The following is a 15923-nucleotide window of genomic DNA, read 5'->3' as shown; positions in this document are numbered from 1 at the left end:
CTTTTGCAGTGAGAAACTAAACTTTTATTTCTACTTCAACTCCACTAGGCAATTCTAATTTCATTAAAGCATCAATTGTTTTAGATGAAGAACTATAAATATCTAACAATCTCTTGTAAGAACTTAGTTCAAATTGCTCTCTAGACTTTTTATTCACGTGTGGTGAACGTAAAACAGTAAAGATTTTCTTGTTAGTAGGTAATGGAATAGGTCCAGTAACTACAGCTCCTGTACTTTTTACAGTCTTAACGATTTTTTCAGCAGATTTATCCACTAAATTATGATCGTATGATTTTAATTTTATTCTGATTTTTTGACTCATTTTCTTAAAAATTAAGCGTTACCTTTTGCTTTTTTAATTACCTCTTCTGAAATATTAGATGGCGTTTCAGCATAATGAGAGAACTCCATAGTAGAAGTTGCTCTACCTGATGACAATGTTCTTAAAGTTGTTACATATCCGAACATTTCTGATAAAGGCACATCTGCTTTAATAGTTTTAGCTCCAGCTCTATCACCCATATCATTAACTTGACCACGACGACGATTTAAGTCACCCACGATATCACCCATATTTTCTTCTGGAGTAATAACTTCAATTTTCATAATTGGCTCTAGAATAACCGCTCCAGCTGCTTTTGCTACTTCTTTATAACCTAATTTAGCAGCTAATTCAAAAGATAAAGCATCAGAATCCACAGGGTGGAAAGATCCATCCGTTAATGTTACTTTCAAACTATCCACTGCATAACCAGCCAATGGACCTGTTTTCATCGCTTCACGGAATCCTTTTTCAACTGCAGGAATATATTCTTTAGGAACGTTACCACCTTTTACAGCATTAACAAATTGTAATCCCATTGGTACTTTACCATCTACTTCTTCTGCTGGTTCTAAAGTAAACACAATATCACCAAATTTACCACGTCCACCAGATTGCTTTTTATAAACCTCTCTATGGGTAGCAGATTTTGTGAATGCTTCTTTATATTCTACTTGTGGCTCACCTTGGTTCACCTCAACTTTAAACTCACGTTTCATACGATCCACTAAGATATCTAAGTGAAGCTCGCCCATACCAGAAATAATCGTTTGACCTGAAGCTTCATCAGTTCTAACTGTAAACGTTGGATCTTCTTCAGCTAATTTAGCCAAAGCCATCCCCATTTTATCTACGTCAGCTTTTGTTTTTGGTTCAATTGCAATACCAATTACAGGATCAGGGAATTTCATTGACTCAAGAATAATTGGGTGTTTCTCATCACACATCGTATCTCCAGTCTTGATATCTTTAAATCCTACAGCAGCTCCAATATCTCCAGCCTCAATATATTCGATTGGATTTTGTTTGTTAGCGTGCATTTGATAAATACGAGATATACGTTCTTTATTTCCTGAACGAGTGTTCAAGATATATGAACCTGCATCTAAACGACCTGAATAAGCACGGAAGAAAGCTAAACGACCAACATAAGGGTCAGTAGCAATTTTAAATGCTAAAGCTGCGAACGGCTCTTTCGGATCAGGACGACGTAAAATTTTCTTTTGATCTTCTTCTAATAAATCAGCATCATCAGGATGAATTCCTTCGATACCTTCTTTATCCATTGGAGAAGGCAAATATTTACATACTGCATCCAACATAAACTGTACTCCTTTGTTTTTAAAAGAAGAACCAGCAATCATAGGAATGATAGCCATGTCAATTGTAGCAGCACGTAATGCATTATTAATTTCATCCTCTGTAATAGAGTTTTCATCCTCCATATACTTATCTAAAAGATTCTCGTCATAAGTAGCGATTTCTTCAATAAGAATTGAGCGGTAATGCTTTACATCATCAACCATATCAGCTGGAATATCAATAATATCAAAAGTAGCTCCTTGTGTTTCATCATGCCATACAATAGCCTGATTTTTCACTAAGTCAACTACTCCTCTAAAATCATTTTCTTCACCAATTGGTAATGTAATAGCAACTGCATTTGACTTCAACATATCCTTCACCTGATCACAAACTGCTAAAAAGTTAGACCCTTGACGATCCATCTTATTAACAAACCCCATACGAGGCACTCTATATTGATCTGCAAGTCTCCAGTTTGTTTCTGATTGAGGTTCAACACCATCAACAGCACTAAACAAAAACACTAAACCATCTAACACACGTAATGATCTGTTTACTTCTACAGTAAAATCAACGTGACCAGGAGTATCAATAATATTAAAATGGTATGGTTGTGATTCTGGCAATATTTTACCTTGTTGAGTAGGAAAATTCCACTCACAAGTTGTAGCAGCCGAAGTAATTGTGATACCTCTTTCTTGCTCTTGAGCCATCCAGTCCATTGTCGCAGCACCATCATGTACTTCACCAATTTTATGTGATTTCCCAGTATAAAAAAGAATACGCTCTGTTGTTGTTGTTTTACCAGCATCAATGTGAGCTGCAATTCCTATATTTCTAGTATATTTTAAATCTCTAGCCATTTCTATTATTTTATGAATTAAAATCTAAAGTGAGAGAATGCTTTATTAGCTTCTGCCATTTTATGAGTATCCATTCTTTTCTTAACAGCAGCTCCTTCTTCTTTAGCAGCAGCTAAAATCTCAGAAGCCAACTTATTAGCCATCGATTTTTCATTTCTTCTTCTTGCATAAAGAATCATCCATTTCATAGAATAAGAAATTTTTCTATCTGGACGAATTTGCATTGGAATTTGGAATGTAGCTCCACCCACTCTACGTGAACGCACTTCTACGTGAGGCATAACATTTGTTAATGCATCTTTCCATACTTCTAAAGCAGTTTTTTCTGCATCTTGCTTTTTTGCTTCTACGATATCTAATGCATCATAAAACACTTTAAAAGCTGTTGATTTTTTACCATCCCACATCAAGTTGTTCACAAAACGTGTTACTAACTGATCGTTAAATTTTGGATCTGGTAAAAGAGGTCTTTTTTTGGCCTGTCTTTTTCTCATGTCTTTACTTTAAAAGATTTTAAATTACTTTTTCTTTCCAGCTGTTGCTGCTGCTTGTCCTGGTTTTGGACGTTTTGCACCATACTTAGATCTACGTTGTGTTCTTCCTGCAACACCTGCAGTATCTAATGCACCACGAACGATGTGGTAACGTACACCTGGTAAATCTTTTACTCTCCCACCTCTAACTAATACTATCGAGTGCTCTTGTAGATTATGTCCTTCTCCAGGGATGTAAGCATTTACTTCATTACCATTTGTTAAACGAACACGGGCAACTTTACGCATTGCCGAGTTTGGTTTCTTTGGTGTTGTAGTATAAACACGCGTACAAACCCCTCTTCTTTGAGGACAAGAATCTAAAGCAGCCGATTTACTCTTCTTAGTTATTTTGGCTCTTCCAGTTCTTACTAATTGTTGAATTGTTGGCATAATTGTTTATAATAATTACTTATAAATTTAACTCCCTAACACTATTTAGGGGGTGCAAATGTAATTATTATTTTTTACAAAACAAATCTAATTTGTTTATTTTCAAGTCTATTAAAACCATCACAAACCCTAAAACTCAACAAACCACATCTCATAGCCCTGATGGGAGCGGCACCTTGTATAGCGGACAGCAGGAACATAGTTTACAAAAATGACTACAGAATCGCTCCAAATTAAAATTTATTTTACAATTTTACGTTACTTTACAACAATGAAAAAAATTTACATTTTATTATTTTCAATAAGTAGCCTTTTTTTACAAGGACAACAATTTCATCTTACTATTACTGGATATTCTCCAAAAGACAAAGAAATAATTGATAGTATTAGCTACATAAAAACTCATGAGAATGTTGCTTCCATAGTAGGCTACATTAAAAAATTTGACTCAATTTTGAATAAAGTTGGCTATTTAGAATTTATATTAAAAGATCAGAAAAAAATAAACGACAGTACTTTTAATTACACTTATTATATAGGTGACAAAGTAGAGAGAATTGGAATAATCGCTAACAATCTTTCAATTGAAAAGAAAACAGAATTATCTATTTCAAAAGATACTTTATTTTTCCCTTTTGAAGAAACAGAGAGTTGGATATTAAACAAATTACAAATTCTAGAAAAAAAAGGTTATTCGCTGGCAAAACTCAAACTAATAAATCAAGAAAAAAAGAAAAACACACTATATTCAAATCTTGATATACAATTAAACTCTCAAAGAATAAGTGATGACCTTATACTGTTAGGATATGAAAATTTTCCAAGAAATATAAAACATCAATTTACACGAAAAATAAAAAACAAAGTTTTCAATCAAAATCTTGTAGCAAGAATTTACAATGATTTAAACAGCTTAACATTTATCACACAATTAAAATATCCCGAAATATTATTTACAGAAAACAAGACAAGCATTTTTGCTTATGTAAATAAATCAAAACCTAATAAGTTTGATGGATACATTGGTTTTTCAAATGACAAGAATCAAAAACTTGTTTTTAACGGATATCTCGATTTACTACTTATAAACACCTTAAACTCAGGTGAAAAATTTAAGATTTTTTGGAAGAACGATGGAAATCAACAAACTTTATTTGATTTAAGTACAGAACAACCCTATATCTTTAAAACACCTTTAGGCATAAAATCTGAATTAAATATTTTCAAACAAGATAGTACTTTTCAAAACACACAGATACATTTAAATTTAGGTTATTATTTTTCTTTTAACCAAAAAACTTTTATAGGATTCCAAAATACTACATCTGTGGATATCCAAAATACAAATGCCCAAAACCTAACAAATTTCAAAAATCAATTTTACACAATAATTCATGAATACAAAAAAGCCAATATTCTAAATTACCTATTACCCGATAAAACAAATTTACAAATTACACTAGGAACAGGAACTAGAAAAAATAATCAAGAAAAAACTAACCAGTTTTTTAGCAAACTCGAATTAAGTCATTTAATCAACTTAAACAACAAAAATAATATACTATTAAAAAACCAAACTTTTTATCTCAATAGTGAAAACTATCTTATTAATGAACTATATCGGTTTGGAGGTATTAATTCCATAAGAGGTTTTAGAGAAAATTCACTTCAAACAAATTTACTTACAGGATTAATGACAGAATATAGATATATAATTACCCCTAATCTTTTTATACATTCAATATTAGATTACGCATACTATGAAGACAAAACTACGGAGACAAAAAACAAACTACTTGGTTTAGGCATAGGATTTGAATTATTAACCAACAACGGATTATTACATTTTGTATATTCCAATGGATCAACTGAAAATCAAAACATTAAATTATCCAATTCTGTTATACAAATTAGTTTTAAAGCAAAATTTTAGGATAAGTAATGTTAAATGTTAAAAAAAGATTAAATAATATTAGGATAACAAAGTTTTTTTTTTGAATTTTGGTCAACTAATTCAAATTAACTTATATGAGATCTAAATTTAACGTATTACTAACAGTATTAGTAGTGATGTTAGGGCAAATGATTTTTGCTCAGGTAAAAACTGTTTCTGGAACAGTTGTAGATCAAAACGGACTTCCGTTACCAAGTGTAGCTATTCAAGAGAAAGGCTCAGGTAATGGTACACAGACCGATTTTGATGGTAATTTTAAAATCGAAGTAAGACAAGGTTCTACACTTGTTTTCAGTTATGTAAGCATGAAGACTCAAGAAGTTGTTGTTAATTCAACTACTTTAAAAGTTACTATGCAAGAAGATGTAACGACTCTAGAAGGAGTTGTAGTAACGGCTTTAGGAATTAGTCGTGAAAAAAAATCATTAGGTTATGCAACACAAGAGGTTAAAGGTGATGATATTGCTGATACACCTGTAACAAACTTTGCAGATGCATTATCTGGAGAAGTAGCTGGATTAGACGTTCAGTCATCTGGAACTATGGGTGGTTCAACAAATATCATTATTAGAGGGTACAATTCAATTACAGGAAACAACCAAGCTTTAATTGTTATTGACGGAACTCCAGTTAACAATGACACAGGTAATAGTGCCAATCAAAGAACAGGTCGAGGCGGTTACGACTATGGAAATGCTGCGATGGATATCAATCCAGACGACATCGAATCACTTAACGTATTAAAAGGTGCGGCTGCAACAGCATTATATGGCTCTAGAGCTAGTAATGGTGCAATAATTATCACAACAAAAAAAGGTAAAAAAGGAAAAGGAATTGGCGTTTCTTTTACTAGTTCTATTACAGCTGGTACTGTAGACAAAGAAACATTACCAAAATATCAAGATAAATATGGTGCAGGTTATGGCCCATATTATGATGATCCAAGTGGTTACTTTAGTTATTTTGACATCAATGGAGATAGTACTGATGATTTAGTAGTTCCTTTCACGGAAGACGCATCCTATGGGGCAGCTTTTGATCCAAATTTAAATGTATACCAATGGACATCTATCTTTCCTGAATTACCAGGTTATTTACAAGCAACGCCTTGGGTAGCTGCTAAAAATACTCCAAATTCAGTTTTTGAAACAGCTTTAACTTATACAAATTCAGTTTCTTTTGGAAAGAGTACAGATTCTGGTGATTTCAGATTAGGTTTTACCAATAAGATTCAAGAAGGTGTAATGCCAAATAGTCAACTTAAAAGAAATAATTTAACTTTTTCTGCATCACATAACTTTACAGATAAATTAAAAGGTTCTGTGGATTTTTCATATATCAATACAAATGGTAAAGGTAGAAATGGAACAGGATATGATTCTAGAAATCCAATGCAATCTTTCCGTCAGTGGTTTCAAACAAATGTTGATATGCAAGAACAGAAAGATGCATATTTCAGTACTGGTCAAAATATCACTTGGAACGTTAATTCTTCTGATGATAGATCTCCAATCTATACAGATAATGTTTATTGGACTTTGTTCAAAAATTTTCAAAATGACAAAAGAGACCGTTACATTGGAAACTTTACATTAAATCAAGAAGTAACTAAATGGTTTAGTCTTTTAGGAAGATTTACTTATGATTCTTATTCAGAAATAAGAGAAGAAAGAATAGACGTTGGCTCAGTTGATGTTTCTTCATATAATGTATCAAATAGAAAAATTTCGGAGGTAAATTATGATTTAATGGGAACATTTAATTATGACATATCCGAAGATTTTACTGTAGATGGTTTAGTTGGATTGAATGTTCGTGTTAATAAAGCAAATTTATTAACAATTGGAACAAATGGAGGATTAGTTACTCCAGGATTATTCACCTTATCAAATAGTGCTAATCCATTAACTTCTGCAGATTATGGAAAAGTTGATTTCACTAAAAAAGTTGACGGTTTGTTTGCTAAAGTAGGATTGGGATACCAAGGCACTTATTACTTAGATGCAACAATTCGTAGAGATAGATCATCTGCTTTACCTATAGATAATAATACTTATTATTATCCATCTGTATCAACAAGTATTGTTTTCTCTAACCTAGTTAAACAAGATTGGTTAAACTTTGGTAAAATTAGAGCTAATTATGCAGAAGTAGGTAATGATACAGATCCTTACAATGTATTTAATACTTATGTTGTAAATCCTGGTTTTGGAGGTTCTGCAAGTGCTTCTAATCCAGCTACTTTCAATAATCCAAATTTAAAACCTGAAAAAACTCAAGATTTAGAACTTGGAATGGAAATGCAATTATTCAACAATAGATTTGGTTTTGATTTCTCATACTATAATAGAAAAACAGTTGATTTAATTACTCCATTAACTGTATCCCCTAGTTCAGGAGCTACAAATTTATTCTTGAATGCTGGTGATATAGAAAATAAAGGGATTGAATTTATTGTTAATGGTACTCCAATTAAAACAGAAAATTTCTCTTGGGACATTAAAGTGAATTTTGCTCAAAACAGAAGCGAAGTTGTTAAGTTAGCTGCTGGAACTGAATATATTCCTTTAGCTGGCGTACAAGGAGGTATATCACTTGGAGCAACTCTAGGTGAGCCTTTTGGGGTTATTAGAGGTAGTGATTATGTTTATGTTAATGGACAACCTTTAGTTTACACGGCAGCTGATGCACCTTCTGCATCATGGATAGGGAAATATGCAAGAACATCTTCAACTAATAATATCATAGGAAATATTAATCCTGATTGGACAGGTGGAGTTAAAAACAATTTAAAATATAAAAACTTAAGTTTTAGCTTTTTAATTGATATACAAAAAGGCGGTGATGTATTTTCTCTTGACACATGGTATGGTTACGCAACTGGTCTTTATGACTTTACTGCTGGAACAAACCATTTAGGAAATCCAGTTCGTGACCCTATTTCTGCAGGTGGTGGTGTAATACTAAATGGAGTTAATGCTGATGGATCTGCAAACACAACAGTTGGTGATGCTACAACTTATGTTAATCCATGGGGTTATGCTAGAACTCCAAATGCTGCTCACGTTTATGATGCTTCATTTGTAAAATTAAGAGAGGTATCATTCGGGTATAAACTTCCTAATAAGTTAGCTGAAAGCTTGTCTTTACAAAATTTAACTTTCTCTATTATAGGAAGAAACTTATGGATTATTGATAAAAACACTCCATTTTCAGATCCTGAAGCTGGACTAAGTGCTGGAAATATCCAAGGGTATCAATCTGGAGTTTATCCATCCGTTAGAGAGGTTGGAGCAAGCTTAAAATTAGAATTCTAATACAAAATACTATGAAAAAATATTTAATTTTATTATCATCTGTGCTAGTTATCGGCTGTGCATCTGATGAAAGATATGAAGATTTAAACAAAGACCCAAATAATCCAACAGAAGTTTCTGCTGATGCTTTATTTACTGCCTCTGCAAAAAGTCTTTTTGACCAAATGGAAAGCACAAATGTAAATACAAACGTTTACAGATTATTTGCACAATATTGGACTGAGACAACATATATTGACGAATCAAACTATGATTTAAATACAAGAAACATTCCTGCAAATCATTTTTCTGAAATGTATAGAGATGTATTATATGATCTAAAAGATGCAAAATCAAAAGTAAATAGTGACAACAAAATAGCTATGATTTCAGTTTTAGAAGTATATACTTGGCAACAATTAGTAGATACTTTTGGAGATATTCCATATAGTGAAGCCTTAAAAGGTTCTGAAGCACCAACTCCATCTTACGATGATGCTCAAACAATTTACGAAGATTTAATTGTAAGAATAAACGATGCAATAAATCAATTTTCTATTACTGGAGAATCTGGATTCACTTCTGCTGATGTAATTTATGGAGGCGATATTAATCAATGGTTAAAATTTGCTAATTCAGTTAAGCTAAAATTAGCTATGAGAATTGCTGATGTTGCAGCTTTAAGCACATTATCACAAACAAATGCTGAACAAGCAGTTGCTGCAGGTGTGTTCACATCAAATTCTGACAATGCTACAATTAGCTACGAAACTTCACCTCCAAATACAAATCCATTATGGGTAGATTTAGTTCAAAGTGGAAGAAGTGATTTTGTTATTGCTAATACATTAGTAGATTATATGAACACTTTATCTGATCCAAGAAGAGCTGCATATTTTGATGATAATTTAGGAGCTGGTACATACGTAGGTGGTCCATATGGTGACAACAACTCTTTCCCAAGTTATACTCATATTAATGATATGATACAAGCACCTGATTTCAGAGGAGTTCTTTTAGATTTTTCAGAGGTTGAATTTCTTTTAGCTGAAGCTTCTGAAAGAGGTTATGCTGTTGGTGGTACTGCTGAAACGCATTACAATGCTGGAATCACAGCTTCAATGGAAGACTGGGGAGTTTCTACAATTGACGCAACTGCCTACTTATTAAACCCTTCTGTAGCATATACAACTGCAACAGGAACTTGGAGAGAGAAAATTGGTTTCCAATTTTGGTTAGCTATGTATAATAGAGGTTTTGAAGGATGGTCAATCTATAGAAAATATGATGCACCAGTAATGAATACTGCTGCTGTATCATTACTTCCTGTTCCAAAGCGTTACACTTACCCTTTAAATGAGCAAACATTAAATTTAACTAACTATACAGCTGCTGCTGCTGCAATAGGAGGTGATGAATTAGCTACACCAATATTTTGGGATGTAAACTAATTTCATAAAATTATAATTATATTAAAACCACCTCAAATGAGGTGGTTTTTTTATACATTTGCATCATGGAAAAAGAAAATCAAATATTTGGAATTAGAGCAATAATTGAAGCCATTCAGGCTGGAAAAGAAATTGATAAAGTTTTTATTCAAAAAGAAAGTCAAGGAGACCTAATGCAGGAATTGATGAAAATTATGAAAAAAAACAATATTAATTTTTCATATGTTCCCATTGAAAAGCTAAACCGATTAACTTCTAAAAATCACCAAGGTGCAGTAGCAACTATTTCACCAGTTTCTTTTCATGATTTAGAAACTTTAATTACTACCGTAATTGACGCTGGCAAAAAACCTCTTTTTCTTATATTAGATCAACTTTCTGATGCTCGCAATTTTGGAGCAATTATTAGAACTGCCGAATGTACTGGTGTGAATGGTATCATTGTTCAAAAACAAGGTTCTGCACCCGTAAATGGTGATACAGTTAAAACTAGTGCTGGTGCTGTTTTTAATGTTCCTATTTGTAAAGTGGAACATATTAAAGATGCAATTTATTATTTACAAGCTAGTGGTATACAAACTATTGCTGCAACAGAAAAAACTGAGAATACAATTTATGATATTAATTTCACACAACCAACTGCAATTATAATGGGTAGTGAGGATCGAGGAGTAAATCCTTCTGTTTTAAAGATAGTAGACCATAAAGCAAAGCTTCCTATGTATGGAACTATTGAATCTTTAAATGTTTCTGTTGCTTGTGGTGCTTTTCTATATGAAGTTGTGAGACAAAGATTATAATGTCTTCAATATATTAATAGAAAAACAGATTTAAATTATTATAATTAACTATTTCTTGATTCCAATAAAATCATAGATTACTTTTAATGAAGAAGAAAAATATTCTTTTATAATTTCTTCAGGTTTTGGAGGTGGATTAAAATTTCCTTTTTCATCAAAATTTTTTATAAAAGCATCATTTTCAGGATTAAATTCTGGTTTTTCCCATTCGTATACAACTGGTTTGGCAAATTGAGATGTTCTCATAACCAAAGCCATTGCCAAACCTGTCAAAAAACCGCTTAAGTGACCTTCCCATGAAATTCCTTTTTCTATATCTGGAAACATATACCAAACCATTCCTCCATATAAAAGAATTATTAAAAATGACACAGCCATTAGTCGGTAATATTTTGTAAAAATTCCTTTAAAAAAAATAAAGCTTACTAAAACATATATTAAACCACTTGCTCCTATATGATAACTTGGTCTTCCCAATAACCAAGTACCTAAACCTGAAAATAAAATTCCAAATACGATGACTAAGGCAGTCTGTTCTCTGTAAAAAAATCGAAGTATTCCTAATAAAACGAATAATGCTAATGAATTATTCAGTAAATGTTGAAAACTACCATGTAAAAAGGCACTAAATAAAATTCCTTTTAATCCAAAACTTTGTCTCGGATAAATCCCAAAATGTGAAAAACTTATTTTAAAATGTATTTCTATCCAGAAAATTATCCATAAAGCCAAGACAAACAACATAGGCAAAATAATAACTGAATAGCCAAAATAAAAAGGATTATCTATGGTAGTTTTTTTCATATCATGTAAATGTCAAAGATAAGACCAAAAAAACAAATATGCTTTTTTGTCATAGAGTTAACTAATTTTGTCATAATAAAAACATTTCCTAATCATATATTTTTGTATCATAAACAAAATGAATTACATTTATTGCGTGGAAAAATTAAGAAAAATATTAAATGAGAAAGTAAGTATTTCTGACAGTGATTGGCAATTCATTTCGTCTAAACTACATATAAAGGAATACAAAAAGAAAGACTTGCTTATTACCACAAATACAATTGAAAATAAAATCTATTTCATCTTAGAAGGTGTTTTTCGATTATTCATTGAACTTCCTGAAAAAGATGTAACTATTGATTTTGGATTTCCAAGTAAATTTTTAAGTAGTTATTCTTCTTTTTTAACTCAGACTCCAAGTGTTGCATGTATTCAAAGTTTAACCAGATCAAAAGTAATTTGTATTTCTCGTGCAGATTTACACGAAATTTACAAACATACAAATGCTGGTGAGTCAATAGGAAGAGTATTTGCAGAAGATTTTTTCTTATATAAATCCAAAAGAGAATTAAGCTTTATGAAAGACTCTCCTACAAATCGCTATTTAAATTTAGTAAAAGAACAGCAACAATTAATTCAAGAAATTCCACAAAAATATCTTGCATCCTATATAGGTATTACTCCACAAGCATTAAGTAGAATACGAGCAAAAATTTAACTAAACGCAATTTATTAACCCAAGTTCATTGTTTGCAATACTCCAAGTCATTTACTTTGCCTTAGAAATTTAAATCAAAAAATTATGGAAGCAAGTAATTTTAGTAACTCAGAAAAAATGAGTCTCAAAGCAAAGAATAATCATTTTGAAACAATTACGTTAAATAAGCCTACGAGTGCATTTATTGGAGCCTCATGGATTGCTCTTTTGACTGGCATGGTCTCTTATTGTATTGGTCTTTGGAACGCACAAATGGAGCTTAACGAAAAAGGATATTACTTTTCGATCTTATTATTTGGACTCTTTTCTGTAATCTCTGTACAAAAATCAGTACGAGACAGACTTGAAGGAATACCAGTAACAGATATGTATTATGGAATTAGCTGGTTTACAACATTAATTTCAATTCTACTCTTGATAATTGGACTTTGGAATGCTAATTTACAATTAAGTGAAAAAGGATTTTATGGTATGGCATTTTTGTTAAGTCTATTTTCAGCTATAACTGTTCAAAAAAACACCCGCGATTTGTTACTATCTAATAAATCAGAAAAAAGTAACGAATAATAATCATCTATTTTGAAAACAAAAAGGTTTGAAAGTAAATTTTCAAACCTTTTTACTTTAGTTAAAAATGAAAAAAATGTACTTTTACACTATGGAAGCACCATTAGCAGAACGTATTCGTCCAAAACATTTATCGGAATATATTAGTCAGTTACATTTAGTAGGTGAACAAGGTTCGTTAACACATCAAATAAGTAAAGGAATTATTCCTAGTCTTATTTTATGGGGACCACCTGGAACTGGCAAAACTACTCTTGCGCAAATAATGGCTCAAGAAAGCAAACGTCCTTTTTATCAGTTGAGTGCTATTCACTCTGGTGTAAAAGATATTAGAGAAGTCATTGATAAAGCAAAACAAAGTGGTGGTTTATTTACTGCAAAAAATCCAATTTTATTTATCGATGAGATTCATCGTTTTAGCAAATCACAACAAGATTCTTTGCTAGCTGCCGTTGAAAAAGGTTGGATTACATTAATTGGTGCAACAACAGAAAACCCAAGTTTTGAGGTAATTCCAGCACTGTTGTCAAGATGTCAGGTTTATATTTTAAATGCATTCACCAAAGATGATTTAGAATTACTTCTAAAAAGAGCCATTGCAACTGATGAAATTTTAAAAACCAAGAAAATCGAATTAAAAGAAACAGAAGCTTTATTAAGACTTTCTGGTGGAGATGGAAGAAAATTACTTAATATTTTTGAATTAGTAGTTAATGCATCTGATGATGATTTAATTGAAATAACAAATGATAGAGTTACTCATCTTGTTCAGAAAAATACTGTTCTTTATGACAAAACGGGAGAACAACATTATGATATTGTTTCAGCTTTTATAAAATCGATACGTGGAAGTGATCCAAATGGTGCTGTGTATTGGCTTGCACGAATGATTGAAGGGGGCGAAGATGTAAAATTTATTGCTAGACGAATGCTTATTTTAGCAAGTGAAGATATTGGTAATGCAAATCCTACTGCGTTAATAATGGCAAATAATACATTTCAGGCTGTAACAACCATTGGTTATCCAGAAAGCAGAATTATTTTAAGTCAGTGTGCAATCTATTTAGCTTCATCTGCAAAAAGCAATACAAGTTATATGGCTATCAATAAAGCGCAACAATTAGTTAAACAAACTGGAGATTTATCTGTTCCAATACATTTGCGAAATGCTCCTACAAAATTAATGAAAGAATTAGGCTATGGTGAAGAATATAAATACTCACATGATTTTCCCAATAACTTTGCGGAACAAGACTTCTTACCAAAAGAACTTAATGGAACAAAACTTTTTGAACCAGGTGACAATGCACGTGAACGGGAATTAAGAACTTTCTTAAAAAATCGATGGAAAGATAAATACGAGTATTGAAGTTCGTAGTTAGAATAAAATCAAATTATGACTATACTTCTAAGACTATTTAAAAAATCATTAAAACTTCACCTCTATTTTTTCAATAATTAATTTATCATTTTTATAATATTCATAAAACCAAGATTCTTCTTTTTTATAAAAAAGACCATTATCCATCATTCCTCTTTCAGCAAGATAAAGATTATCAATAGATGTTTTTTGTAATTTAAAAATAACATTAGGAATAGCATTTACTAATTTAAATCCTATGTTTGTTGGCAAAGCATATAATAAATTTTTATTCTCTAATTCCTTACCAACAGGAATTAAATCTTCTAAAACCTTAGGTTTTTCTAACGCTTGTTCCACTTTGGATGAAGCAACTAAATTTTCAGTTGTCAAATTTAATTTCCCTTTTAGAGAAGTTAGCGCAGTTCTTAAAGCCTGATTGTAAGCTCTATCGAAATCTTTCTCCCTACTAGTTCCTTCAATACTTGTAGCCAAAACTTTATTTTTACAGTCTTTTACCTCAACCGTGTTTTTGGTAACAAACATAGAATTATTTTCTACAACATTAACGTATAAAGCAAAACATCTATTCTTTAACAATTCCTCAGGTAGGTCGTCTGTATCATAAAAAACAGTAAAACCTTCCGATTCGAAAAATGACTTGGTTAAACTATTTAAATTATATTTATTAGCCTCTTTAAAAAAAGAAAATTGTTCAGGTACAACAACATATTTATATTTTTCTTGTGCTTGTGTTAATAAAGAAAACACAATCGCTACAATAAATGTCATTTTTCTCATATTATAAAAAAAATTTAAGTTCAATTAATTGATTAATTTGGGTTACATTTCTTTCAATTTTAATTTTTTTTTCATTAAAAAAGATTGCGTCAATTCCAAAGTCTAAAGCTCCTACAATATCAGCTTCAAGACTATCTCCTATCATTATACTGTCTTCTTTATTAGCCTTTGCTGAAGATAATGCAAATTCAAATATATTTGGATGTGGCTTTTTTACTCCAGCCAACTCCGAATTAGTTATAGTACTAAAGTAATGAAAAATATTCGCATTTTTCATTTTTTTATCTTGTACATGATGAAAACCATTTGTAACAATATGCAAATTATATTTAGGTCGCAAGTATTCTAAAATTTCAATTGTTCCATCAAATAAATGATTGCTATTTGGCAAATGTTCAATATAATCATTGGAAATTTGATTTACTATTTCTTCAGAAATGGAAACATCTAGAATATCAAAAACATCATTTAAACGTTTAAAACGAAGTTCTTCTTGTGAAATTTTATTTACCTGATAAAGTGACCAATAATATTGATTTTTAGGAATATAATGCTCTAAAAAATCAGTTACTGTAAAATTAAAATTATGTTGCTTAAAAATAATATCAAATGCTACTTCTGAATTCTTATCGAAATCCCAAAGTGTATGATCTAAATCGAAAAAAAGGTGTTTCTTATTTTTAAAAATCATTTTATATACTTCTATGGTTTGAAATCAATCAAAGCTACATTACTTAATAAAATGGCATTTAGTCATTTATTGAAAATTAAAAT

Annotated in this window: 14 protein-coding genes; 7 read left to right on the top strand and 7 right to left on the bottom strand. The window is 31.2% G+C overall.

Going from position 1 to position 15923, the window contains the following annotated elements:
• Positions 1-16: 16 nt before the first annotated feature.
• Genes rpsJ through rpsL form a run of 4 tightly spaced genes read right to left on the bottom strand, consistent with a single transcriptional unit; the run spans position 17 to position 3416 of the window.
• A complete protein-coding gene (rpsJ, locus tag ACULEV_RS02545) occupies positions 17-322 on the bottom strand; it encodes a 30S ribosomal protein S10 (RefSeq protein ID WP_045968439.1) in 306 nt (101 codons plus the stop codon).
• An 11-nt stretch (positions 323-333) separates the two neighbouring features.
• Positions 334-2490 carry an elongation factor G gene (gene fusA / locus ACULEV_RS02540; RefSeq protein ID WP_445457119.1) on the bottom strand — a complete coding sequence of 719 codons (2157 nt, stop codon included), beginning with the start codon at positions 2488-2490 and terminating at the stop codon, positions 334-336.
• A 17-nt stretch (positions 2491-2507) separates the two neighbouring features.
• Positions 2508-2984 carry a 30S ribosomal protein S7 gene (gene rpsG, locus ACULEV_RS02535; RefSeq protein ID WP_445457118.1) on the bottom strand — a complete coding sequence of 159 codons (477 nt, stop codon included), beginning with the start codon at positions 2982-2984 and terminating at the stop codon, positions 2508-2510.
• Between the two features lie 24 nt (positions 2985-3008).
• Positions 3009-3416 (bottom strand): 30S ribosomal protein S12, encoded by a 408-nt coding sequence (gene rpsL, locus ACULEV_RS02530; RefSeq protein WP_445457117.1) that lies wholly within the window; start codon positions 3414-3416, stop codon positions 3009-3011.
• 271 nt (positions 3417-3687) lie between these two features.
• On the opposite strand from rpsL, the gene ACULEV_RS02525 reads away from it, so the two are divergent.
• The 4 genes from ACULEV_RS02525 (at position 3688) to rlmB (ending at position 10917) form a co-directional block, all read left to right on the top strand.
• Positions 3688-5349, top strand: coding sequence for a hypothetical protein (locus ACULEV_RS02525; protein WP_445457116.1), 1662 nt, complete (start codon positions 3688-3690; stop codon positions 5347-5349).
• Between the two features lie 95 nt (positions 5350-5444).
• Entirely contained in the window at positions 5445-8687 is a 3243-nt protein-coding gene (locus ACULEV_RS02520) for a SusC/RagA family TonB-linked outer membrane protein (RefSeq protein ID WP_445457115.1), read from the top strand.
• Positions 8688-8698: 11 nt separating this feature from the next.
• A complete protein-coding gene (locus ACULEV_RS02515; protein WP_445457114.1) occupies positions 8699-10117 on the top strand; it encodes a SusD/RagB family nutrient-binding outer membrane lipoprotein in 1419 nt (472 codons plus the stop codon).
• A 65-nt stretch (positions 10118-10182) separates the two neighbouring features.
• Complete coding sequence (gene rlmB / locus ACULEV_RS02510; RefSeq protein WP_445457113.1) at positions 10183-10917, top strand: 23S rRNA (guanosine(2251)-2'-O)-methyltransferase RlmB; 735 nt, start codon at positions 10183-10185, stop codon at positions 10915-10917.
• A gap of 48 nt (positions 10918-10965) precedes the next feature.
• Here the strand turns inward: rlmB and ACULEV_RS02505 are convergent, their stop codons facing one another.
• A complete protein-coding gene (locus ACULEV_RS02505; RefSeq protein ID WP_445457112.1) occupies positions 10966-11721 on the bottom strand; it encodes a rhomboid family intramembrane serine protease in 756 nt (251 codons plus the stop codon).
• 118 nt (positions 11722-11839) lie between these two features.
• Between ACULEV_RS02505 and ACULEV_RS02500 the strand changes: the two genes are divergently transcribed.
• From ACULEV_RS02500 to ACULEV_RS02490, 3 genes are all read left to right on the top strand, one after another.
• Positions 11840-12421, top strand: coding sequence for a Crp/Fnr family transcriptional regulator (locus tag ACULEV_RS02500; protein WP_445457111.1), 582 nt, complete (start codon positions 11840-11842; stop codon positions 12419-12421).
• A gap of 117 nt (positions 12422-12538) precedes the next feature.
• Positions 12539-12988, top strand: coding sequence for an inner membrane protein YiaA (gene yiaA, locus ACULEV_RS02495; protein WP_445458511.1), 450 nt, complete (start codon positions 12539-12541; stop codon positions 12986-12988).
• A 91-nt stretch (positions 12989-13079) separates the two neighbouring features.
• Complete coding sequence (locus ACULEV_RS02490) at positions 13080-14357, top strand: replication-associated recombination protein A (RefSeq protein ID WP_445458510.1); 1278 nt, start codon at positions 13080-13082, stop codon at positions 14355-14357.
• A 60-nt stretch (positions 14358-14417) separates the two neighbouring features.
• Here ACULEV_RS02490 and ACULEV_RS02485 read toward each other — a convergent pair whose 3' ends face one another.
• On the bottom strand, positions 14418-15149 hold the full coding sequence (locus tag ACULEV_RS02485; RefSeq protein WP_445457110.1) for a hypothetical protein: 732 nt from the start codon (positions 15147-15149) through the stop codon (positions 14418-14420).
• Position 15150: 1 nt separating this feature from the next.
• Positions 15151-15840, bottom strand: a complete 690-nt coding sequence (locus tag ACULEV_RS02480; RefSeq protein ID WP_445457109.1) for a YjjG family noncanonical pyrimidine nucleotidase — start codon at positions 15838-15840, stop codon at positions 15151-15153.
• Positions 15841-15923 lie beyond the last annotated feature (83 nt).

The organism is Flavobacterium sp. HNIBRBA15423 (assembly GCF_052655965.1).
The sequence above is the reverse complement of the archived record's forward strand: the minus strand, read 5'-3'. Positions and strand labels throughout refer to the sequence as shown.

Bases quoted from the DNA above. Each gene is read 5' to 3' on its own strand.
- rpsJ (WP_045968439.1), bottom strand. From the start codon at position 322: ATGAGTCAAAAAATCAGAATAAAATTAAAATCATACGATCATAATTTA.
- fusA (WP_445457119.1), bottom strand. From the start codon at position 2,490: ATGGCTAGAGATTTAAAATATACTAGAAATATAGGAATTGCAGCTCAC.
- rpsG (WP_445457118.1), bottom strand. From the start codon at position 2,984: ATGAGAAAAAGACAGGCCAAAAAAAGACCTCTTTTACCAGATCCAAAA.
- rpsL (WP_445457117.1), bottom strand. From the start codon at position 3,416: ATGCCAACAATTCAACAATTAGTAAGAACTGGAAGAGCCAAAATAACT.
- ACULEV_RS02525 (WP_445457116.1), top strand. From the start codon at position 3,688: ATGAAAAAAATTTACATTTTATTATTTTCAATAAGTAGCCTTTTTTTA.
- ACULEV_RS02520 (WP_445457115.1), top strand. From the start codon at position 5,445: ATGAGATCTAAATTTAACGTATTACTAACAGTATTAGTAGTGATGTTA.
- ACULEV_RS02515 (WP_445457114.1), top strand. From the start codon at position 8,699: ATGAAAAAATATTTAATTTTATTATCATCTGTGCTAGTTATCGGCTGT.
- rlmB (WP_445457113.1), top strand. From the start codon at position 10,183: ATGGAAAAAGAAAATCAAATATTTGGAATTAGAGCAATAATTGAAGCC.
- ACULEV_RS02505 (WP_445457112.1), bottom strand. From the start codon at position 11,721: ATGAAAAAAACTACCATAGATAATCCTTTTTATTTTGGCTATTCAGTT.
- ACULEV_RS02500 (WP_445457111.1), top strand. From the start codon at position 11,840: ATGAATTACATTTATTGCGTGGAAAAATTAAGAAAAATATTAAATGAG.
- yiaA (WP_445458511.1), top strand. From the start codon at position 12,539: ATGAGTCTCAAAGCAAAGAATAATCATTTTGAAACAATTACGTTAAAT.
- ACULEV_RS02490 (WP_445458510.1), top strand. From the start codon at position 13,080: ATGGAAGCACCATTAGCAGAACGTATTCGTCCAAAACATTTATCGGAA.
- ACULEV_RS02485 (WP_445457110.1), bottom strand. From the start codon at position 15,149: ATGAGAAAAATGACATTTATTGTAGCGATTGTGTTTTCTTTATTAACA.
- ACULEV_RS02480 (WP_445457109.1), bottom strand. From the start codon at position 15,840: ATGATTTTTAAAAATAAGAAACACCTTTTTTTCGATTTAGATCATACA.